This window comes from Dehalococcoides mccartyi, from assembly GCF_001889305.1.
In the GTDB taxonomy this organism is placed as follows: Bacteria; Chloroflexota; Dehalococcoidia; order Dehalococcoidales; family Dehalococcoidaceae; genus Dehalococcoides; species Dehalococcoides mccartyi_A.
Genome location: NZ_CP013074.1, coordinates 959,389 through 981,099, shown reverse-complemented (window position 1 = coordinate 981,099; position 21,711 = coordinate 959,389). Strand labels below are relative to the sequence as shown.

Here is a 21,711-nt window from a genome sequence, read left to right as displayed (position 1 = left end):
AGTGAATGAAAGAGCACAGTCTTAGCACCGTTAGTTACGATTGCCTCATACGTAACATAGAGCACAGTCCTGCATCAAATCAATTAGACAAATTACTCAATTTTTATCTGGTGGCTTGCAAAGTTGAGGGCAAATCTGCCGCGACTATTGATACTTATCACCGCCGGGTAGGTGGTTTTGTCTCCTTCTGTTTGCATGAGAATCTCTTAATCGCTCCTGCTATCAATCCGCAAATTATTCGTGCCTTTTTGTTATCGTTACAGGAAAAAGGGTGTTCGAATAATACAGTGAATGCCTATTATAGAGCCATTCAAACCTTTTTCAATTGGCTGGTCAACGAAGCTTATATTACCAGCACTCCAATGAAAACGTTAAAGCCCCCACGCTTAGAGAAAAAAGTTATACGCCCATTTACCAATGAGGATATAAGACGTTTATTGTCCACGAATGCGAAAACAGATTTTTTATCTTTGCGGAATAGAGCGCTTATATTGCTGTTTCTTGATACCGGATTAAGATTAGCTGAGGTATCTGGCATTAAAATCAGCGACATTGATTTTGATCAAGAGACGATTTGTGTATTTGGCAAAGGTTCTAAGGAGCGCGTTGTAAGGGTTGGTAAGCAGACACAAAAGGCCTTACTAAAATATTTACTCAGCCGGAATGATAATTATCCTGGGCTTTGGTTGACAGAAGAGCACCGACCTTTAACTATACGGGGTGTTCAGGAAGCAATTAAAAAGCTCTGCTATAGAGCTAATATCATCGATGCTAAACCGGGACCGCATACGTTTCGTCATACAGCTGCTATTAATTATCTACGTAATGGGGGAGATGAGTTCACTTTGCAAATAATGCTGGGGCATACTACGCTCGCCATGACCAGGCGTTATACTAGCACTCTTGGAACTGAAGATATGCTACGAGTTCACAGGCAAGTAAGTCCGGTTGATAATCTAAAGCTGTAAAAATATCTATAAAAAAGGCCGGATGGGAATGCCGGCCTTAATTAATATCTAGCAGTGGTAGCTGTCTTGCCGGTGTATGTTTTAATACTTTAATTACTTCGTATTCTGTTTTCACACCATTTTGTACTTGCCATTGGGTAGTAAGTAATTCGCAATAGAGAATATCTCCTTTTGAGAAGGAGATTAAATTATTGTCGACTTTACTGAGGAAATTCGCATCATTCATTGTTACATTAAATATTGCATCTCCATCACTGAGACGCCATTTATTATTTTCTTTGAATGCCAAACTAATGATTGAGAAGTTAATCTTTCGTGTTTCTTTCAATATTGGATCATCCAGTAGTTCTGGTATTTCAAACGCATTGATATCTTCTTTAGTCGCTGATTGAAGTAGTTCTTGATTTGTGCGTATATCTATCCGATCAATACCCTGCTCTCGAACAGGTCTTGTCACATCAGACATAGCTCTGCGTACTAAAGCATTTTGATATAAGTTTAATAATTCTAAGGGGACTTCATAACTCTGATTATCTATTGTTAGCCGATAAAGGCCATCGTTAATCTTTTCGATCTTGGGTTTTCGATTATTTAGCCACTTAATTAAAGCAAAAAGACCAAGAATACCTGTACCGGAACCAAAAAGTAAGTTTTTTAATGCTTCTGCACTTGATATTATATCGCCCATAGGTAAACTAGAAGTAATAGGCCCAATAATTTCATAGAGTATATGGAAAGAACCGGGAGCAGTCGCTTTGACATTAACATTTATTTTAGAGGCAGAACCATTCAATACTTGATTTGCAGAATCAAATAGGGAACCAACACCTAGCATACTTACAGCTAATTCCCGAACATCCATTTGCCCATCAGATACTGCGGGTCCACTATAAGTTATATCTAATTGAATAGGCTGTGGTTTGATAGCCATAGTTGCCTTCCAATAAATTATTGTTCAGATTATACAAGCACTGAATTCATCTGTACAGATTCTATTGCCTATTACCCATGAATTATGTCTTTATGGTTTGTCTTATACTAGACTGACTTCAAAATAATTTGCACTACTGAGTATAATTAAATTGAGAGGTAAAATATAAAGAAAGGAGGTATCTATGGCTAAAAATGAAAAAACATCATCCGCATTAGCAACGTTAGCTGCTAAGATCCTCAGTGATCCAAGCGCTTCAGCAGATGCAAAAAGGCTTGCAGGTTCAGTTTTAACCCAAGCTCCTGACAAACCACACCAGAATAAAAAATAGAAAATAAGTTATAACTATTTCACTTAGCACTTAGTCGCTCGTAACGCTAAGTGCTATTATTTTGGCATTCTGTCTTTATATTCGGGGTCTTTACGCAGAACTTTCTCTGCATCTTTAACCCACTTGCGGATGATTTTGGTAGCTTGGAGAGGGTCTTTGGCCGGTATCCAGAAGATTTGCCACCCGCCAGGCAGATAATGTGGTGGCTGGAAACGTTTCATTTCAATATCGTTATTGAACGGGCCGAAGAATTCGTCTGTTTCCATACACCATAGCCAGTAATAATCACGAAGCTGGCCGTATTTAATAAGGTTATAAGCAACTAATGCAATACCTGGTGAGGCTAGGATTAGCACAGCCAACCATGAATCATCATTCCAACCGGGTCCAAAAGTAGGGATTCCAAGCGCCAATACGATAAAGAAGTATCCAATCCAAGTTCTGGTTCGGGTATCCCACTCGAACTTCATTAGAATTCAATTTCCTCTGGATTGATTTCGAGCGCCTTAGAAATCTTACGAATTGTTAATTCGGAGGGTTTTTGCTGTCCTTTTTCTATTTGACTAATATACGCTCGACTTAGGTTAGCTAATTTAGCCAGTTCAGTTTGAGTTATCAGTCTGTCTAGTCTTAGTTCTTTCAACGTTTTCATATATCAATATATTACCAATATTGACGTATTTATACAATAATAAAAATAGTTGACAACTAGTGTGTAAATGTGTAAACTAAGTTAAATAAAGTATAATATGTTTAGGAGTAAAGAATATGGTTACTCGAATAGAAAAAGAAAACCAATGCCCGTACCAAGCCAATGACCCTGTTCGTCCCGAATATATTTCATTTTTATTGCATGAGAAAGGAATATTACAGACACTTAAAAAGGGATTTAACCAAAACCCTCAAGGTTGGTTATCTGCCAATGCCACTAAAGATTATATCGACCAGTTTTACGATGATATTGCTAAGGGCGAAATAAGGGCGGACACAACCATGTCGGAGCTGGATGAATTATCTGCGACATTTCATAATGGATATGAGGTAGCCCAGCATGATATAAGCCAGATTCTTAAAATCCCAGATGATTCTGCCCTTAAGGAAGGGCATGTTTGGTAATAAAAAATGAGGAAGTATAAAAGGCCGAGTAAAGCACTCGGCCTTTTCTTATATCCGGGAATATTTGTGACACTTTGTCACATGCCTATAGACCGCCGGACACTCTTCGGGATATATGGCTTAAACTTAGGCGCCTTAGTCTGGACAAACTTAATTTCAGGATTATCCTTCAAATTTATCTTAGCTGTAGTAACACCCATTTTTTGAGTAAGATTGGTAGGCGGTTTTTTCCCCCGCGTAAAGAATGTTTCCTCAGGAGTACCTTCCAACCGGGTAGCCCCTTCCGGCGGACGGAAAACATATTCATGAGTGCCATTGGCACGTTTTATTATCCAGACTGGGCGTTTATCATCACCGGTGCCCAGTTCCCCCTGTTTCCATGCCACATCGCCACTTTTTAGTCTTGGTTTACGGGTATCACTGTCTTTCTGGCTATCCGTGTGCTCTTTGCCGCCTTTGTAGTTAAAATCTGGCGGTTTAATACGAGATGGTTCAGCTCTAGGCAAGGAATTATCTGGTGGATTAGTGGTAGGAACCCTCGGTGGTGGCACCCTTTCCCCTCTGGATGGAGGTATTCGGCTGCGCAGGCTAACATAATCGCCTCCGCCTGTGCGCAGTTTCCTTTCCAGTGTTTTAGCGGTGATTCTCGTTTTGCTCATATTACCAAAACCAGGCATACGTACCGGTAACTTGCGCAGCTCTTTTTCTATCAGCTTAGCACGGCGGTTTATTTCTTCTTCAAGACGGACTTTCTCCATCGCAGCCACTTTAGCAAGCCTACCAGCTATGACAAGAGCACTGGCTCGCCCATCCCGTCCGGCTGTCATGGCAGCTATACGGGCAGCAGACATAGACCGCTGTTCGGAACGCAGTAACTCCCTTACCTCAGGTATTAAATCAGGTGCTATTTGCCGGGCAGCTTCTAAACGGGCTGCGTTAGACATATTCCGTTCAGAAAGCAGATCTTCCAGTTTATCAGCCAGTTTAGGAGATTTCTCCCGTATCTCAGCCAGTAAAGCTTTTTGAGTATCCGCGTCAGCAGTAAAGACCTTCTCAATCTTGACAGTAAGCTCCGGGTTGGACTTGGCTAAGGCTTCATAATTGATTTTTTTCTGCAGGTTAGGGATAAAGATATCCCGTACTGTATTGTAGATACCACGAGCCTTTAGCTTATACAGATCTGCCAGAGAAGGGGCTTTGGCACCAATACCAAGATCAAGCTCTCCGCCCAGTTTACTTACCATGGCGGTAAAACGATCCTGTTTTTCAAAGTTTGCCAAAGTTCGGTTTAACAGGCTGTAAAGCTGAGTGCTCGGGGCTTCCATAGTGATACCCTCAACCTTTACTGTATTGATGGGGGCATTCAGCTTTTTAAATCCGGCATCAGTTTTCTTCCAGCCTAATTCAGATATATCGGCGATGTTTTTCCATAAGCCATCTTTAAGCTGGGATACGGTATAGTGGGTAGCCACTTTACTTACTTTTACTGCATTTGCAGTATAACGGCGGGCTATGTTGGCAATATCATTAGCCGTTTTCTCCGGGGTAGGAGACTGTATGTCCAAATCTCCGGGTTTTCTACCCCCGGTAAACGTATATTCAGCAGTACTGCCATACAGCACATTATCAGGATGCTGTCGCATATATGCTATAAAATCCTCATCCATTCCCCCAGGGAGTGATTCCACCTTGCCTATTACCTGGGAGAGCGGACGAGGTTTCAGCATATCCGCTTTGCCGGCCAGTGCTCTGGTAATCTCCAAGCTCTTTTCAAACCAGTCTGGCGTAACCATTTGCAGCAGGGGGACGTTGATTTTCTTGCCGTCCGGGCCAACAGTATTCAATACTACCGGTTTACCCTTATCATCCAGTACAGGTATAGCACGGCTGCCAGGAGTCATTAAGGCTTCGTCTTCTATGTACTTGGCATATTGCTTGAATACCGGGAATATTTCTCCTGTAGATTGATTACTTTTAACGTAACTCCACGCCTTGGATGCCATTTCATCCATAGTCCGGGCATCTGAAATTGCATTTGGCAGGCGTGATAATCCTGAATTATAGAATATGGCAAAGGTAGGTGTTTCTTTTATCTGTCCAACTACTACCTTGCCCTCGCCATAGACTTTAGTACCGGGAGGCAGGAAGCCTACAACATTTGGAGTGGCTTTACCTATTATATTCCCATTAAGGTCAACTATTTTCCCGCTGCCGTCTATCGTGCCTATCTTCTTACCGTTTTTATATACCGGCTGGTGAAAGTAAAACTCACCCAGCAACCTATCTCCGGCTACAATAGCGCCGCCAGGCTGAATTTTAACTTCATACCGGGTACCATCAGGCCGTACCAGATAAGCTTTGTTGTTTTCTATAGAGACTGTCCCGAGTTTGGTATTGTTTATAGATATGGCTTTGGAGTTATCGGCAATCTGGCCAATAATATTATTATGGCTATCAACCATTCTGCCGTTTTCACCTATTTGCCCAACCAGAGTCTTATTATTGAAGACATAACCGGGCGTTGCGCCTGTAGCCGTTCTGGAAGTCAGCCCAAGGTTCATATTGGGAGAGAGGAATAAGCCCTCATCTTTGGCCATAACACCTTTAGTAAATGGCTCTCCGAATGGAGTTGAATGTCCCACAGAGTTTTTTAGTACCGTTTGAAATCCGGCATCTGACCATTTAATCGTTCCTATCTCTGTACCATCTACCAGAATAGGAACAGATCCGGAGGCTTTACCTCCATTCCGAAGCATAATAGCTTCGTCCATAGCTTTAGTTGTTTCTACTGAGGCAGGATTGGCCAGTACCTTAGCTATATCCATAGTTTGGCTGCCTGAACCACGCCAAAATGTAGCATTCGGCATTTTTACCTTACTCAGAAGTACTCCTAAAGGGGCAAAAATAGCTTTGGTAGTGGCTATAGGATGCAGAGCAGTTGTAATTGGCGCCACAATAAGTCCGCGTGTAGTCATGAGCGTTTCTTTGGCAATAGCTCGGCCAGCACCGATGCCAGTCTTAGCTAAAGCTGAAACTCCACCTATAAAGGGAATAAATATCGCAATATCAAGCCCTATGCTTAGTAAATTCCATCCGGAAGTAAAATCTTCAGCATCAAATCCTTTTTTACCCTTGTCTTCCCACATTGTGGCAGTTCCAACTATGGGTATCATGGAAAGACCTACATTCTTCAAAAATTCGCCCGGGTCTTTTTTAAAGGCCATGCCAATTTTTTCCATTAAATTGGCATCTTCATAATCAGATACGAACTCGGCATTTTTGAAATCGGTATCTGAAAGCCCAAACCACTTCTGCAGGATGCCTTTTCCCCAGCCGTCAGACACAGCTTGCTGGATATCCACATTTCCAGTATCGTCAACATACTTGAGCAAGTATTTGATATCCACAGAATCGGCCTTCGACAAACCAACGGCCCTTTCAATCACATTATCAGGGATACCAGCTTTATAGGCTGCAAAAATATCAAAAGTCTGGGTCTCTCCTTCTCCACGCATAAATGGTTTTAAGGCAATAGCTTCAGAACTATTTCTAAGATTTTGGAGTGTAATCGTTTTCTGTGCTTCACGCATAGACTGTTTGAGGTTAGCTGAAGTAATATCATAGCCAACAATCTTTTTAAGCTCAGCAAAATACTGATCTGCATCTGCTTTGGGTAGGTACGCCCAATTGAAATTGGGGACGTTAAAAGGAATCTGCTCGTTTGAGGGCAATAAGCCAAGGCTGACCGCCACATCGTCAGGCATGCCGGGAGGTGCATTTTGACCTACGTTATACCCTGCATCCGGCGGCACATAGACCGAATCAACTGGTATCAGCCCGTATTCAATCGCCTTTTTAAACTGGTCTTCAGGGGATAAACTTGAAAACTCTTTAGCATCTAAGAACGCCTTTAAAGCAGTTATATAAGCTAAAGATTGGTCGTTGCCTGCAATGATATTTTTAATCTCTTCAGTATTGTCTATCGGATTACCAAATTCATCTGTCCGGGGTTCTCTTAATCCATTATTCCCCATTACATCCGGCATACGGCTGACGGCTTCCATGATGACATTTGCGGGTGCTCCGATGCTGGCGAGGTAGTTTGTTATATATTCGTGCATTTTGGCGGGATCTGACCAGGCTAAGCCCGCCATAGGCACGGTGTAGACTGTGCCATTGGGGGTAGTAAACGTCCAAGCGGTAGAATTATCTACAGTCACCGAAACATTGTTATCGGTACCGGTGGTATCAGCGCTGTTATCGGTGCCGGCATCAGAATCATTTACCGGTTCACCGATGAACCTCTTCCCGCTCCCAGCTGCTATACTTTCTTCTGTTATGTAAGTGTATTGTTTATCGCCTATTTGAGGTTCTTGTTCCACTACTCCCTTGCTGCTGCCGGCAGCCAGACTCTCTTCTGTTATAGAGGTGTACCTCTTATTGCTGCCAGCTGCTTCACTCTCGACAGTAATAGCTGTGTAATTCGGTTGATGACCAGCCTCTTCACTCTCTATGGTTATAGCTCTGCCGCTAGATCTGAAATTAGAAGAGCTGTCAGATTTGTTTGAAACACTTTCGGTGTCTTTTGTTTTATCTATAATTGCAGCGTACTTATTTGCCGCAACGTCCACAGTATCTTTATTTAATCCTTGGTCGCGTAGGTAATTAGTCACATATTGGATTGTATCGCCTGGGATACCCTTAACTGTAAGGTTATAAATGCTACCGTCCTTATCAGTCAGCGTAAAAATACCATTGTTTACCGTAACGCTGATTTCACCATTAGGTGATCTCACGACGTTATTCGTTTGTTGTAATGCGGCATTAATGGCTACCTGGTTATTTGGTTGTCGAGGCGGTCCATTCCGTAATATATTCCCTGAATTACCCTGTGAAGGAGATCCTAATATAGCCATAATCTAACCTCATTTCTGCTGTCTGGATTGCATACCCTGAAAAGCATAAACTCCAGCGGTAGCAATCAAATACAACCCCAGCATAATTAAAGGCGAATTCATCAGCATGGCATTGCCCGCAATACCTGTATCCAACTGTGCCCAGGCATAAAGTGTTACTGAGAGCCCGGCTAAAATATAAAGCCATGCGTCATGCCTTATAAATGCAGCTGCAACCATGGCCACCATAATCAAGAAATTGACGATAATCCCACCCAGGGATAAAAACCCTGTATTGATAGCGGTGCTCAAAGTTTCACTCATAGAACTGCCAAGTGATCCTCCAAGTGCCGTTCCCAACGCTTCAATAGCATCAGCAATAATTTGGGCAGTTTCAGGCGTCATGTTTAAACTCCTTGCTTCATTTTACGAATTTCCCGGATATCACTCATGGGAACTCCTTGGTCTGATAGACGTTGGTATAACTCCACTTCGCTTTCAGTCATACGCGGAGCTTTCAATCCAACCGGGGGAGTATCCTCAGAAGCATCTCTTATTTGTTCAAATGTCGGTTCAGATTTATTCAAGTCATATACAGTCAGCCGTTTTTTAATCTGGATGCGTTCCTGCCCTTCGAATATATCGATAACATTGTATGAGCGGTAATATGGCCACAGTTCACGCGGTCGCAGTACCATAGAGGTCAGCGGTGACCAAGGCTGGCCAGTGAGGAATCCTTTGCAGTCATAGGTAATAATCGACATATATTCGCCTTGCCTGATATGGTTTTCCTTACCCCATGGTGAAAAATGCAGATCCGAGCATACGGTTAAGAGGTGAGTAAGCCATCTCATGCGGTCATAAAGCCACATCCAGTTCTGCAATGTATAAAAAATGCCCAGGGAAAGCTTACGTCGCTGCATGCCCACATAACCTGTCAGCTGGTTGATAGTGGTCATGTGCCGGGACGAATCGTTAAACTGCTGTATCTCATCAATCCCGACAACTACGTTCTTGAGCTCTCCGGACATTCTGATAAGCTCTTTTATATCTATATCCTGTACCAATGCGCCATGTGGTGAATACAGTTCATAGCCAGGGAAAGACCGGCAAGTGCCACCGAGCGCCATATGGTATTCCATAAACCAAGTCATGGCAGTAGTTTTGCCGGCACCTTCCGGCCCTATAAATCCCCATATAGCAACCATCTATGCAGTAATCCTTCCTATAGCTTTACTTGCGGGGGTGGATTGGCACCATTTTGTCCAGGCTTAGGAGTTTTGAATCGTTCCCCGATAACTGCTGCTACGGCTTGTTCACGGGCAGCGCCGTCAATAGATGCCCAGCCTGAAAGCTTGCGGCGGACATACGCTTGCCCTGCTTTGTCGTCAAACTCTACGCACAAATCGTAGTAGTTAAGGGCGGCATCAAGCTTTTTCTCAGCTGCTTTGTTTTTGTTGTTTGTTATTTGGGTACGCATCCAGAGCTGTTCAACGTCATCTCCGGAGTGCAGTAATTCGCGCACAATGGAAGGCATTTGAGAGACAGTCATCATGCCTTCGAGTTTTTCTCTGGTAAGGCCGCCCGGGGGAGGCGGCGTACTGTCAATGATGCCTTCGGGAGGTATATTTTCGGTAATAGCAGCCGCTTCTGTGGGCATTGTAGCTATATCATTTTTGGATTCTTTTCCGTTATTTCTCATCTTATCCCCCTGTCATTGAACCCCAAACCAGCATTAATGCCACCCCGATTGCCACAAGAAAACCTATTAGCGCGCCTTTTTTGAGCGTGCTCCAGATATCACCGAAAGTTGATACGAATCGCTTAACTGCTGAAGGCCACACAGTAAGTGCCCTGTAGAGTTTTTCAGGCGGTGTTGACATGCCTTTAGGTAAGACCGGGGCTGTATATATAGGTTCTCCTTCGGCTGAATAGTTACGTATAACTACCGGTAGCCACTGGTCATGATAGAGATATCTCTTCCATTTCTGATCTATAACCGAAGATTCAATTGCTTCTACATCCCAGCCTGTCCTACTGTCGATAACCAGGGCACGGGTATAAAGACCGTTGGTTCTGGCTTTTGGGTTTAAAATGGCCATTGTAGCCTCCCTGACGAGAATAAGCCGATAATCATCATCAAAACGAGTGTGGCTCCCCCTCCATAAATCAGGGTCTGAACAATATCGGCTGTACGATCCTTTTTTACTTCCGGGTCAAGCATATAGTGAGCCTGTTTACGCCGTTCCCGTCCTATCTGGTTTACTATTTCCTTCCCGTCTTTCTGAATTTGTGCAGTGTCGCCGGATACAGGGATAGGTACTACATCACGTTCACATACCAGCTCAAAAGGTATCTGAGATTTCCTTTGAGGGAAGCAGCAATCGGAAAGAAGCACCCATCCCTGCATCGTCTTATCATCACGGACGCACACTACGTCTACGGGCAGGAGTAAAGGCAAACACCTGCTGTCTTCTGTTAGAAGAAGTATTCCGTGCTCTCGTTTTTTCTGCCCAAACATAAACATAGGTGCTTAAAGTGAGTTAGCGCAGTCTGCGGCCGGAACTGTGAGCGGAACCGCGAGAGGCTTTAACTTCCTTGACGATAAGGAAGATAACAACCCCGAGGCCGCCGCCCCAGAGCAGGACAGGAGTCCAGCCCAGAACAGTTTCGAACATGGTGTAATCGCCGATATTGGCATCAGTCAGGAGGGTCTGAAGAGCTGTAGTCAATTCAGGGAAGAAAGCAGCCAGGGCTATCACACCAAATATGGCGCCGAAAATATTGATAAATCTACTCACTTTAATTTCACCCCCTTTCTTTGTGTATTTTTGTTGTCAGTAGAAATATGAGTAACCATGGTTAAATCAGGCTCTGCGGGGAATCATAGCCAGGATGACTCCGCCGACAACAGCCAGAGCGGCTATCACCAGAGCTACAGGTGTCCAACTGACGATCGTATCCATCATAGTGAAGTCAGTCAGGGCATCAATTTCGTAATTGACGGTAAGCGTGCGCGACTGGCTCGCAACAAGGCCGGTAACATGCAGAGTATTGGTTGCAGTGGTATAAGTAGCGGCGACCAGCGGGTCAACATCCAGCACATTATCAGAAGTAATGCTGGTTACAGATGTAGTTCTATCCTTATAGGGGTCAATGGTAAGTACCACATCTGCCGCAGTTTCCCCTGCTCCGGTGGTTACAGCTGCAAAACTCTGCGTGGCGGCATCCGTCTGAAGCTCGTGGGTACTGTCTGTGAGATTCGGCATAAAGTTAAAAAGGAGGATCACACCGAAAATAGCTACGATTGCGCCAACAACTTTCAAATTTTCCACCTCCTTTCAGTCAGATTTTGGCTTCTGGGGGCATAATAAACCCAAATAAAAAGCAAATCGCACAACATGTTGTGCGAAATCGCTGAGGATATATAAATAATTTATATAGAGACCAAAATGCCTTTACTTCCCTCGGGAGGTTGATAGACTGAGAACATGGATATAACACAGGAACGGGTAAAACCAATACGACTGACATCGGTCGGTGCAGCAATGATGGAGATAGATTGTTTTAAAGATGATATTGAACTCATCCTTGCTCACTGGAAGAGAAGCACCAGTGCTTTGGCAAAGCCTGCTGGAGTGCACAGAAATACTTTAATAAATTGGAGGCGTGGTCGATGCCTCCCTCGTGACCCATTAGCCTATGTGGTGATAAAGGAATGTGCATCAGATATAAGAAAGTCTTTAGGTCAGCAGCACTTGCAATCTTAATTGCAGTAACTTCCGTTGCCTCAACAGTTAGCCCGGTGTTGGCTGTTGACCCAGCTACTCCAACCACATTTACAATTGATGATGCGCAAGCTGTCCATAACATAATTGAGACAGGGGATAGCTTGATAGCATTTAAATATACTATTGCATACTCATCCGGCCAGCCGACTACACCAGCCAATAAACTCTTTCACTTTCGTCTGATGGATACGGACGGAGTTACTCAGCTGGGAGCAATTGAGCCTTACGCTTACAACAATGCCGGTTACGACATGGGCTATTCTGCATTTTACTTTACGGCTGCTGATGCCCCGGAATGGGAAACTGCTCTGGTACTCAAAATGGTAGGTAATCCTCAGTACTGGGAAACTCCGCCCGAAGTCAATTACACTCTTACTGCATCTGATTACAGCCAGCTGGATACCAAATCAGAAAATCAAACACTGATGGGAAACTGGATTATAGAAGTATGCCGTACTCTAGAAATAAATTGGGGAATCAAACTACTGACCGAGACTGATCAGGGCACAATCTTTAATGAATATGGGTCCGCTTACGGCAAAGGTACTATTCCTGGACTGCAGACGATGTGTCCTAAGATATTTTCAACTCAAAGCCAAGGGTTAGACCTTACAAGAAGAATATGGACGATGAATAAGCTGGATGAATGGATCCACCAGTGGGATGGCACCATGGTAGGGGATGTTTTGCTGGGCTTAGAAAATGTATTTAACAACTCTATCAGCTGGCAGGCTCTTACCAGCTTATTTTGCATTATTCTGGTAATAGTGTGCTTTATCTGGGGTCTGGCCAAGCATGGTGACAACCAAGGCGCTATGATTGCCGGTTCATACATATTAGCCGGCGGTACTGACATGGGCCTCTTTAACGGGGTTCTGCTGGCCATTATCGTTGTTGGGTATGCTGCTTATACCGGGCATATTCTGATGGGCAGGAATGCATAATGAAGAAGTTAATTATAGTCGTGGGCATGTTTATCCTAGCTACTATCATTGGCCCGGGTACGATATTGGCATCTACTATAGCAGATGCTATATATCAGGCTGATATCAGGGCCACCAATGCCAGTTATACGGCTACCCATGTATCCGCGCCTTTTACCTGGTCAACTGATAGCCTGATTGATGGGTACTATATAGATTCTGGATTTACCAACCTTGCCTTACAAAATTCATCCGGGCAGGACATCCCCTTTATGCCAGGGCAAGGATCTGACCCGTGGATTATGTGGATTGAGCAGATAGCCCAGAACTCGGTTTTAAATTACAGCCTTTACACCGGCGGTGAAACTGCTATGGGCGGTAAATTGGCATATTTCCCGGGCATGGCCGGCATGACCGTGGCTGATGCTGCCAGTCTGGAACTGGGGAATAATTTTGAGATTGAGTTATCTGGCTATTTTGAGAGTGGAAATATATGGAATAAGAGCCAGGTATTTGGTGTCCTTAATGATGCTTCGGGATTATCAGTATTCGGTTCGTCCTCAATTACTTATCAATATACATCTGGTACCGGTGTAATCGAGACAGTGCTAACAAATAATTGGGAAGGACAAACGTTTACTGCAACCAGCACAAACTATGTGAGTGGCGTTGATTTATATGGAGCTAAGTATGGTAATCCCACAGGAAATTCTTACATCGCATTGTATGCTACCTCAGCGGGTTTCCCGATTGGTTCCCCACTCGCAGTTACTACGTTTGTTACTTCTACATGGACCAGTTCGTTGGAATTTCGCCATTATGATTTTAATGCTCCTGCAGTATTAACCAATGGAGAAAAGTATGCATTAGTACTGTATGTTGATAATGGGGATTCTAGCAATAATATACGATGGTATAAAGATGACACGTCACCTACATTTGCAGATGGTAATCGTGTATATAGTACCAATGGTGGCTCGTCTTGGACTAATGTCAGCGGTGAGGACTTTGGGTTCAAGATATATACAAATCCTATTATATGTAGCTATAGCCAATTGACTGGCGAACATACTATTAAAGTTACTTTAACTGCTGGGAATTCTTATTTATACGTAGATGGCGTGTTAGCTGATTCAGCTGCTTTTGCGGGGAGCATTACTGACAATGCTAACGCCTGGATTATCGGCGCGAATGGCTCGATGCCATATCTCTACTATGCCAAATTAACGGTGGGCGGGGTATTAAAAGGCTCATGGGCGTGGGAATACGCCACTACTTTCACGGATTTATCTGGTAACGGCAATGATGCTACACCTTCCTTCAGAACAACAACCACAGACGCAGATGTATCTGTAGCGGTTATTGGCTATACGGCCTGTAACCAATCAGCATTTGTTACCAGCGATGACGATGAAGCCGTGGAAATCGTTACAGATGATGATGTAGGGGAAATGCCCTCCGGATGGTATGGTAACTTCCATCCTGAAAACTTACCCGGCGGGCAAAAGATTAGCGATTTTCTTGAAGACTTAGGCTTTCCGTCTGAATTTTTCTGGTTCGCTTTTGTCTACTTGGGGGCTGCTGCCATTACTATGATAGTATCCGGGTTTACACATAAATTATTGCCGATCGCAGCCGGTGGCTTGTGTTGGACGGTATTTTTCTGTGCAACTATCGGAGTATCCTGGTGGATATTATTCCCAGTCGGTGTCATAATCGCTGGCGAACAAGTGAACAGGAAGATGGCGAGTTACTAATGAGACAACAATGGTTAGTCTGGATGGTGTTTATCTACATCGTTGGCCAATTTATGTGCTTAACGTATGAAGGAGTGTGGTTCGGAGATCCTGAACAGTTATTTATGAATGCCTTGCTGGGATTTTCGGTCATGCAATATTCAGATAACGTTATAGGGAATTTGTTTGTGACTATAGTGAATATTGTAGGGGGAACAATCGGGCTTCTGACCTATGCTATACCGAGGCTGTTATTCTGGAATTATTCCTTCCTTGAAGGCACAGCTGGATTGCTCAAGTGGCTGGTTCTATACCCTGTAAGCGCAGGTACAGTCTGGGGGCTATATACTTCTCTCAGGCGCTGAAAAAAGCCATTAGTATTTGACGCCGAGCTTTTATAGATCTAAACCTCAAAGAATATTTCGTGTACTGGCGAGCTGTTAATGCGCAATCATCTTTTACTGTTTCTGCCAGATGTAGCCATAATGCCAGACAGATGGACTGCTGTGAGCAGTGTTCACATCCGCCCAGTTCCTGGCTGCACAAATCCAGTTCTTTACCCAGCTGGCCCAAGGTCATTGCATCTGTGGCAAGGCTGTACTCGTATATTCCTTTCGTCTCAGTAACCATTTCGCCCTCTCAACTGAGTTTTTTCAATTCTAGCGCAAGATTTTCGGTATTCTCATGGTAAAATATATACAAATGAAATAAGGAGGTTTAAAAATGAAGAATAAAGATGATCTAGGTTCTTGTATAGCATATCTTTTATCAATTTTGGCTCTACTTCATGTCTCAGAAATTTCATTATTAGTCTCTATGCCCTTGCTTGTAATGGGCTTTCTATTCTCTGGGAGAATTTTTCAAATAGTTTTACCAAGGGTATGTAATTAATACCCAGCCTCACACTATCAACCTCTGAGGGGTTTACAAAGGAGCTCTTTTGTAAACTCCTCCGGATCTGCCCATTTTCAGCTTTCACAAATTACCTCCGTCAGGGGTGGGGTTTGTAATATGAGGTTCTGGTATGTAGAGCCACATAGGATTTGATAGAGTTTTAATATAATCAGGTATACTTGGGAACTTCTCAGGGTATGAGGTATCTGCATGTAGTTCTCCATCACAAAAAAGTATGTGTATCGGGTAGAGAGGGAATATCAATGGGTTTCCCCGAACATACAGGGAAAATACCCACCACCAGCCCTCTTTATCTGGCTTATCCTGCCACTTTGGTTGGTTCTCGTAGAGTTCAAGAGCCTTGTTAAAAGTTGGTAGTTTACAGTAATTCTTAGCGTTTTGAAAACTTAGTTTGTGATGTTTAACAAAATCAATTTCGTCTTCCCATCCTAAATTGCATTTGTTGAGTTCATAAACTTCTTCGGCTATCTGCTCTATCAGCTCTTTACTTGGTTCGTACTGCATTAATTTTCTCCTTCCGCACGAAGGGTGTCTTTTTCACCTTCCCATGCTTCTTCTGGAGTGTCACCATCTTTATAATTATCATCATACGCACCATAGATGACGCACTCCACTTCACTTACGACAATGGCATCATTTTCCCCCTTGCCAACATCTTTATCGTTGACGATTGTTTTGATAAGTTCCAGTTTCCAGCTTTCAAGTGTTTGTGTAGACATCTTATTTAATCTCCTTTAGTAGTTCTGGATTGTCATGCATGTTGCCGATAACTTCTAATACCTGAGCATATGTACAACCAAGTGGTTTAAGTGTTTCTCTGTTAGGTTGAGCATTGAATTTCCATCCGCTGTATTGTATTACCCACAGGTTTTTTATCTTTTTGATTTGTTCCTCTGGTTTTCTGGCAATGGTTGCAATATCCCCTTCGTATATCTCTGTTCCATTCTTATCCTTGAGACCTGTATACTGACCTACTGTTGATTCATCAACAAATTCACTTACTCCATATTTATTGTCAATAAAATGATTTATATGGTCTATGCACTTATTGCAATTTTTGTATATCGTACATTGCCTATAAAAACCATAGACCCATTCACCTGTATCAACCCGTTTACCTCTGAATTTAATCTCTCTGGTCATTACTCCACTCCTAGTATCTTATTTATGGTCTGCTGGTCTTGAGATAACTGTGATGGTATAACGTATTGAGTATCCAATGGCATTTCCTTTTGGTTACGGCTTAGCCACGTTAGTATCCTTACTGTATGAAACCCACCAGGTAGCAACAGCCATATTTTTTCTCTTTTGAAACCTTTAATCATAGGTGCACATTGGTCTAACCAGATAACATTTTCTGCGTGCTGACGTAGCCAGCCAATCAAGGGCCTGCGTTTTTGTACACAAGATGAAACCGCTCCCTTTATCCCATATCCATTTAGCTTTGCGTCAGTGCGTGTAATTTGATAAGGGGGGTCAAGTACAACCCAATCCCAGTTTCGTGTATCCTGTGCGATGAATTCCTCAACAGTACAGTGTATCGTAGCGTTTGGATGCTCAATATCTACTCTTACACTTCCAATCATGCTAGTACCGGAGAACAGGTGTAGGGTGTTACCGCTAACGAGGGACTTGATTATGCTTATAACCACAGGAGTAAAAGCCCCCGGATAACCGGAGTTATTAAAACCCATTCCACAGGCCTCTATTTTAAATCCTTTGGCTGTCATGCCGTCACCTCTCCCCGGTGATACTCCACTATGGGAGTGGTATAACTGATATATAGCGGATGTTTAGGTTGCCCATCTTTATTAATACCGAGACATACCGGATTAGAAAGCATAGAATAGACAGCTTCATCCCTGTATTTAACTGGCTTAAATGAACCCCATCCGCATAGTTGACACTTAGTTAGGCTGACCATCCTCATAATGAAGTAGTCATTCATCTCGCCTATAGCGTCCGGATTATTTAAAAGAATCTGAGGATTAGCTGAAACTAAACCAAATAGATTGACTATGATAAAACCGCCAAATACTGAGTAAAACTTATTAACCCTGGCGGATAATCTGGTCACAGTAGGATCATTCATCGTTTCGTTTGCTGTACTCGGGTTTAGACAGACAACCCCTAACATTGGTAAATTCGGGTTATGTACTCTCCATAAAACATAACGATATCGCCGGTCATCAGTAAAAATAGCCCCTGCGGGTATCTGCAAGTTAATGGTGTGCATTAATTCTGTCATGCCGTTACCTCTTCTTTTTCCAGCTCCATATCCACCAGCTGGGGGATGGTCAGACCTTGAGCCTGGCACTCTCTTTGCAGCCGGATCTGGACAAACCCCGGGGTCACTTTTTTACCAACCCACTTGCTGATAATCTCGGCCGCTGCGGAAAACTTCCTACCGCCTAGCTGATAGGCTTTACAAACTTTTGTGATGCCAATATCTATGCGGGGCTTGCCGATTGGATTACCCGACTTAGTGCCGCACTTTTTTGCATGTAACATCCCCGCCATTGACCGCTCTCGGATGATGTCTCTTTCAAACTGGGCAAACCCTGCATAGATGGTAAAGATAAGGTCTCCGGCCGGACCGGCGACATTGAGCTCCGGCTGGGTCATAAAAACCATATCGATACCATAACCCCGTAAAATCTTTACGGTCCGCCAGGCCATCTCTATATCCCTGAAAGCCCGATCCATTTTCCAGACCACCAGGGCTTTATACTTTCGCTTGGCAGCGTCTTCCATGGACCGTGCCCAGGCCTTTCGGTGGACGAAGTCACTGGCAGAAGCCAGATCTATATACTCTTCAGATATTTCCCAGTCCTGCCGCCGGCAATATTCACGGAGCTCGGCCATCTGGACTTCCGGGTTCTGGTTCTTATCAACAGTGCTTACCCTGGCATATAACGCTACTTTCATATCGTTATCCCTTAATACCCTGTAGTAATTTGAAGGTGAAATAGAAATACCAAAATAGGAAACAATACCATAAGCAAGGAGGGGTTAATGCAGTTAAAAATATCAGCTTGGGATTAAAGATTGATTCGGCCGCCGTAAATTTAGTAACGATGTCAGGGAAAAATATAATAAAAGTAATAAAAACACATTGCAGGCTAATGAATTTAGAAATGAAAAACGTCTCCTTCCAAATTCTCAGCCATAACTTTTTCTGTGATTCTTTATCCATATTCATGTCAGCCAACTCCTATTTTCTTGGAAACACGGAAACAATGAGTTAAAGACAAAGCTAAGTTACGTTGTATCCAAAATGTTTCCATTTTATTATTGTTAAGTAGTTTATTTATTCGTAATTCAATCGTGTTACCAAAATGTTTCCAGCCAACATTATGTCTGTTTCCAATGTTTCCAAAATTTGGGGCTTGTTTCCAGGTCTTGGAAACAACGTGAGCCACGATTGGAAAAAGTGGTTTGTTTCCATGTTTCCAAAATTTTGATATACCCCCCGCCGGTAAAAAATATTTACACATTTTCCATACCATCCAGCGGCAGGGATGTTGTTTCTGCCAACCCGATAGCCTCATTTTTCACCTTAACTACCCTGAATGACTTCGGGATAGCTGTAACTCTGGCCATAACCGTAGGCCTGCCGTCATTTGAGGCCTCGGTAAATCCCATGCGGTTTAAATCCCGCCATGTTTCCAGCTCGTTGATGGTATAGGGATTGTTGGACTTAGCGCAGTGCTGGACTATTACCTGGTAAGTGGCAGCCGGATCCAGCAGGGTATGCCCGTTCATGTAGTCTCGCCAGCCGATGGCAGTTTTACCTGAGGGGAGTTCAGTCAGGGCAGCATCGTTTTTATTGCGTAGTACTGCCGTACCGATACGCAGTGATGCCTGGATAGCCTCAATAGCCCTCTGGCCCGGGCGCTGCTCTTCAACCATTTCGCCCTGCTCCTTGGCCATGTCCATGAAATACCGCCGGCCCTCATTCATGAATAAATCGTATTCATCCGCCTTAAGCTCGCCGGTAGATTTGGCAAACTCTAAAGCAGTAGTCAGCGCAATCAACAGGATGGCTACTACATCCGGCAGGCGGGAATGTATTTTGCAGTCGCTTAATTCATTGGTAATCTCTGCCCGCAGCCGGGTAAATTGCTGCCGGAGTTCACATTTGCGCTCAAGCCAGTTCGGTTGTAGCCAGGCGATATAGTTGGCCATGGCCTGGCGGTATAGATGGCGGTCCTTAGTCTGAGCCTCGGTCATTAAGCCCAGGTCAACCATTTCTTTTTCCAGCCGGACACTGATAATACGGGCAGTATGAGAATGGCCGGAGGGTGTATGCTCTCCGGATGTAACAAGCATGCCGCGGGGATAATAACTCAGGCGTGAGGTTGTATCTGAGCGCATCCGGCCGCGCCCCTGATGGTTGCCCTGGGCACGGATGATATGTTCAGCCTTGGCTTCCAACTCTCGTTTTTTATTATTATCCTGACCGGGTGCCCAGTCATCTATAACCAACGGCAGGTCCTTGGCGGTGAATAACAACTTTTCCAGCTGGTTACCGGTATCCCGCCAAGACGCCGGCAGATGGTTATTATCAAAATCCCCGAAGTGGCAGAGTGCCAAGGCAGACAGTGTTGACTTATAACTGCCGGATACGGCTACCAGCCACAGGGTAAAAGCCGGTTCAAGAGCTTCGGCTAGCGGGGATAGATACATCGTTGTCCAGAGCGGCAGGGTAACGGATAGGTCGGCAATGTAGAGAAAGTTCAGGCTGGCCCTGATAGATTCTTTTAACTTCTCTGGATCTGGTGTGCCCAGGAAGTAGCGCTGGAGCTGGGGTTCAAGGTCTACATCCACACCGTCACAGCCGATAGCCCCGCCCTGGGAGAGGAATATATCCTGCCCGTTGATATGGCGCCAGCCGGTATGAGTGTAGATATGGCGGGCTTGGGCATTTTGGGAGAGCAGCTGCATAGCCTCTCTCAGGCAGTCTTTAACGCTCTGGCCGGCGCCTATGATAGCCCTCATACCCCACTCAGATACTACCCAGTTTAACCCGGGGAAGGAAGAAGCTGATACCTCAATAGCGGGCAGATTATTACCGGCGTAATCATGGCCAAGTATCCGGAAAAACTTGGATACTTCTACCCCGTTGTCCCTGGTTATTTCCTCTGTTACCCTGGCTGTAAAATTACACAGGGGGAGAGTTAAAGACCCGTCTCTGCCGCCTTTTATTTGGCAGACCCGGCCGTTTTCCACACAATACCGCTCTCCGGATATTTCACGGAGCGAGTCCTGAATTAGCGGCGGTACATAGACCGGCGCCTCGGCTACCAGTTTTTCCAGCTGGGGGGCAGTTCCGCCGGCATTCAGCCAGTCAGTAAAGTCTTTAACCCCGGTATAGCCGTCCTCGGTCTTTTGGAATTCCCCCGGCATCTCGATAATCTTGACCGGTACGCCTCTGTTATGGACAGATAGGGCAACCTCGGACGCATGTTTACGTCCAGGTTCGTCTTTATCGGAGATTATGATTACCTGGGGCGCACCTTTTAATTCGTCAGAGTACCTGTCTTCCCATTTACCGGCGCCACAATCATTACACGTTGCGACCAAGTTTAAGCCGCGTACGTTATCAACGTCCCGTTCACCTTCAGCAATGTAGACTGATTTACCTTCGGCTATCCCGCGTACCAGATCAGGCAGCCGGTATAAAATATGGTCTATCCCATCCATATTGTTGATATATCCGCCCTTGCCGTCCGGATGTCTAAATCTGAAAGTTTTTGGTTGGTAGCGTACATGCTCGTAGCATAAAGACCCGTCTTTTTTCTCATAAGGGTACGCTATAACTATCTTGCCCAGCGGTGAATTTTTCTTGGATTGCTTCGAAGGTGCTTTAACCTCATGGGGTTGTTCATCTGGTGGCATATCTAAAGCGGCTACTATCTGTTCATAACTACATCCTGCGAAACACTTCAGGAGTACTTTGCCATCCTTTTCACTGACGGACAGAGACGGGTTTTTATCGGCATGGGCAGGGCAGCAGGCCATCCAACCGGAGCCATTCTTTTTAACGCCTTGTAGTTTGGCCAGTATATCGTCTATCGTATATTTACGTGTTGCTGTTGTCAT

25 protein-coding genes are annotated in these 21,711 nt (G+C 44.2%); 5 read left to right on the top strand and 20 right to left on the bottom strand.

Features of this window, described 5'->3' with window-relative positions; translation table 11 throughout:
• Window positions 1–5 precede the first annotated feature (5 nt).
• The gene (locus ASJ33_RS05350) at window positions 6–968 is read left to right on the top strand and encodes a tyrosine-type recombinase/integrase (RefSeq protein WP_072555718.1); all 963 of its coding nucleotides are present in this window, start codon (window positions 6–8) and stop codon (window positions 966–968) included.
• 37 nt (window positions 969–1,005) lie between these two features.
• On the opposite strand, the gene ASJ33_RS05345 is transcribed toward ASJ33_RS05350, so the two are convergent.
• The gene (locus tag ASJ33_RS05345; RefSeq protein WP_061976856.1) at window positions 1,006–1,899 is read right to left on the bottom strand and encodes a hypothetical protein; all 894 of its coding nucleotides are present in this window, start codon (window positions 1,897–1,899) and stop codon (window positions 1,006–1,008) included.
• A 184-nt stretch (window positions 1,900–2,083) separates the two neighbouring features.
• On the opposite strand from ASJ33_RS05345, the gene ASJ33_RS08485 reads away from it, so the two are divergent.
• Window positions 2,084–2,230 carry a hypothetical protein gene (locus tag ASJ33_RS08485; protein WP_172812215.1) on the top strand — a complete coding sequence of 49 codons (147 nt, stop codon included), beginning with the start codon at window positions 2,084–2,086 and terminating at the stop codon, window positions 2,228–2,230.
• A gap of 56 nt (window positions 2,231–2,286) precedes the next feature.
• Here ASJ33_RS08485 and ASJ33_RS05340 read toward each other — a convergent pair whose 3' ends face one another.
• Entirely contained in the window at window positions 2,287–2,700 is a 414-nt protein-coding gene (locus tag ASJ33_RS05340) for a hypothetical protein (protein WP_072555716.1), read from the bottom strand.
• Window positions 2,700–2,882: a helix-turn-helix domain-containing protein gene (locus ASJ33_RS05335; protein WP_058292709.1), complete on the bottom strand. Its 183-nt coding sequence runs from the start codon at window positions 2,880–2,882 to the stop codon at window positions 2,700–2,702. Before ASJ33_RS05335 ends, ASJ33_RS05340 begins: the two co-directional genes overlap by 1 nt.
• Window positions 2,883–2,998: 116 nt before the next feature.
• On the opposite strand from ASJ33_RS05335, the gene ASJ33_RS05330 reads away from it, so the two are divergent.
• Window positions 2,999–3,346 (top strand): hypothetical protein, encoded by a 348-nt coding sequence (locus ASJ33_RS05330; RefSeq protein ID WP_072555714.1) that lies wholly within the window; start codon window positions 2,999–3,001, stop codon window positions 3,344–3,346.
• A gap of 77 nt (window positions 3,347–3,423) precedes the next feature.
• On the opposite strand, the gene ASJ33_RS08520 is transcribed toward ASJ33_RS05330, so the two are convergent.
• The 8 genes from ASJ33_RS08520 to ASJ33_RS05290 form a co-directional block, all read right to left on the bottom strand.
• Window positions 3,424–8,142, bottom strand: coding sequence for a hypothetical protein (locus tag ASJ33_RS08520; protein ID WP_072555712.1), 4,719 nt, complete (start codon window positions 8,140–8,142; stop codon window positions 3,424–3,426).
• Between the two features lie 129 nt (window positions 8,143–8,271).
• Window positions 8,272–8,646: a hypothetical protein gene (locus ASJ33_RS05320; RefSeq protein ID WP_034375983.1), complete on the bottom strand. Its 375-nt coding sequence runs from the start codon at window positions 8,644–8,646 to the stop codon at window positions 8,272–8,274.
• A 2-nt stretch (window positions 8,647–8,648) separates the two neighbouring features.
• Window positions 8,649–9,449 carry a hypothetical protein gene (locus tag ASJ33_RS05315; RefSeq protein WP_072555710.1) on the bottom strand — a complete coding sequence of 267 codons (801 nt, stop codon included), beginning with the start codon at window positions 9,447–9,449 and terminating at the stop codon, window positions 8,649–8,651.
• Between the two features lie 17 nt (window positions 9,450–9,466).
• Window positions 9,467–9,943 (bottom strand): hypothetical protein, encoded by a 477-nt coding sequence (locus ASJ33_RS05310; RefSeq protein ID WP_034375977.1) that lies wholly within the window; start codon window positions 9,941–9,943, stop codon window positions 9,467–9,469.
• A gap of 1 nt (window position 9,944) precedes the next feature.
• Window positions 9,945–10,343 (bottom strand): hypothetical protein, encoded by a 399-nt coding sequence (locus tag ASJ33_RS05305; protein WP_034375974.1) that lies wholly within the window; start codon window positions 10,341–10,343, stop codon window positions 9,945–9,947.
• A complete protein-coding gene (locus tag ASJ33_RS05300; RefSeq protein WP_146048207.1) occupies window positions 10,331–10,702 on the bottom strand; it encodes a hypothetical protein in 372 nt (123 codons plus the stop codon). The genes ASJ33_RS05305 and ASJ33_RS05300 overlap by 13 nt, the downstream gene beginning before the upstream one ends.
• 82 nt (window positions 10,703–10,784) lie before the next feature.
• On the bottom strand, window positions 10,785–11,042 hold the full coding sequence (locus ASJ33_RS05295) for a hypothetical protein (RefSeq protein WP_034375968.1): 258 nt from the start codon (window positions 11,040–11,042) through the stop codon (window positions 10,785–10,787).
• Between the two features lie 66 nt (window positions 11,043–11,108).
• Complete coding sequence (locus tag ASJ33_RS05290) at window positions 11,109–11,567, bottom strand: hypothetical protein (protein ID WP_034375966.1); 459 nt, start codon at window positions 11,565–11,567, stop codon at window positions 11,109–11,111.
• 566 nt (window positions 11,568–12,133) lie between these two features.
• Between ASJ33_RS05290 and ASJ33_RS05285 the strand changes: the two genes are divergently transcribed.
• Together ASJ33_RS05285 and ASJ33_RS05280 are read left to right on the top strand one after the other, a co-directional pair.
• Window positions 12,134–12,976: a hypothetical protein gene (locus tag ASJ33_RS05285; RefSeq protein WP_236886580.1), complete on the top strand. Its 843-nt coding sequence runs from the start codon at window positions 12,134–12,136 to the stop codon at window positions 12,974–12,976.
• Window positions 12,976–14,712, top strand: a complete 1,737-nt coding sequence (locus tag ASJ33_RS05280) for a hypothetical protein (RefSeq protein ID WP_072555706.1) — start codon at window positions 12,976–12,978, stop codon at window positions 14,710–14,712. The genes ASJ33_RS05285 and ASJ33_RS05280 overlap by 1 nt, the downstream gene beginning before the upstream one ends.
• A 333-nt stretch (window positions 14,713–15,045) precedes the next feature.
• On the opposite strand, the gene ASJ33_RS05270 is transcribed toward ASJ33_RS05280, so the two are convergent.
• The 9 genes from ASJ33_RS05270 to ASJ33_RS05225 form a co-directional block, all read right to left on the bottom strand.
• Window positions 15,046–15,321, bottom strand: a complete 276-nt coding sequence (locus ASJ33_RS05270) for a hypothetical protein (protein WP_072555702.1) — start codon at window positions 15,319–15,321, stop codon at window positions 15,046–15,048.
• Window positions 15,322–15,505: 184 nt separating this feature from the next.
• Entirely contained in the window at window positions 15,506–15,670 is a 165-nt protein-coding gene (locus ASJ33_RS08405) for a hypothetical protein (protein ID WP_155760395.1), read from the bottom strand.
• Window positions 15,667–16,110, bottom strand: a complete 444-nt coding sequence (locus ASJ33_RS05265; RefSeq protein WP_058292727.1) for a hypothetical protein — start codon at window positions 16,108–16,110, stop codon at window positions 15,667–15,669. Before ASJ33_RS05265 ends, ASJ33_RS08405 begins: the two co-directional genes overlap by 4 nt.
• Window positions 16,110–16,325 (bottom strand): hypothetical protein, encoded by a 216-nt coding sequence (locus ASJ33_RS05260; protein WP_058292728.1) that lies wholly within the window; start codon window positions 16,323–16,325, stop codon window positions 16,110–16,112. The genes ASJ33_RS05265 and ASJ33_RS05260 overlap by 1 nt, the downstream gene beginning before the upstream one ends.
• A 1-nt stretch (window position 16,326) precedes the next feature.
• Window positions 16,327–16,749: a YopX family protein gene (locus tag ASJ33_RS05255; RefSeq protein WP_058292729.1), complete on the bottom strand. Its 423-nt coding sequence runs from the start codon at window positions 16,747–16,749 to the stop codon at window positions 16,327–16,329.
• Window positions 16,749–17,336, bottom strand: a complete 588-nt coding sequence (locus ASJ33_RS05250; RefSeq protein WP_058292730.1) for a hypothetical protein — start codon at window positions 17,334–17,336, stop codon at window positions 16,749–16,751. Before ASJ33_RS05250 ends, ASJ33_RS05255 begins: the two co-directional genes overlap by 1 nt.
• Complete coding sequence (locus tag ASJ33_RS05245) at window positions 17,333–17,854, bottom strand: DUF1643 domain-containing protein (protein ID WP_058292731.1); 522 nt, start codon at window positions 17,852–17,854, stop codon at window positions 17,333–17,335. Before ASJ33_RS05245 ends, ASJ33_RS05250 begins: the two co-directional genes overlap by 4 nt.
• On the bottom strand, window positions 17,851–18,534 hold the full coding sequence (locus ASJ33_RS05240; protein ID WP_072555700.1) for a recombinase family protein: 684 nt from the start codon (window positions 18,532–18,534) through the stop codon (window positions 17,851–17,853). Before ASJ33_RS05240 ends, ASJ33_RS05245 begins: the two co-directional genes overlap by 4 nt.
• Before the next feature lie 561 nt (window positions 18,535–19,095).
• A complete protein-coding gene (locus ASJ33_RS05225; RefSeq protein ID WP_072555694.1) occupies window positions 19,096–21,711 on the bottom strand; it encodes a CHC2 zinc finger domain-containing protein in 2,616 nt (871 codons plus the stop codon).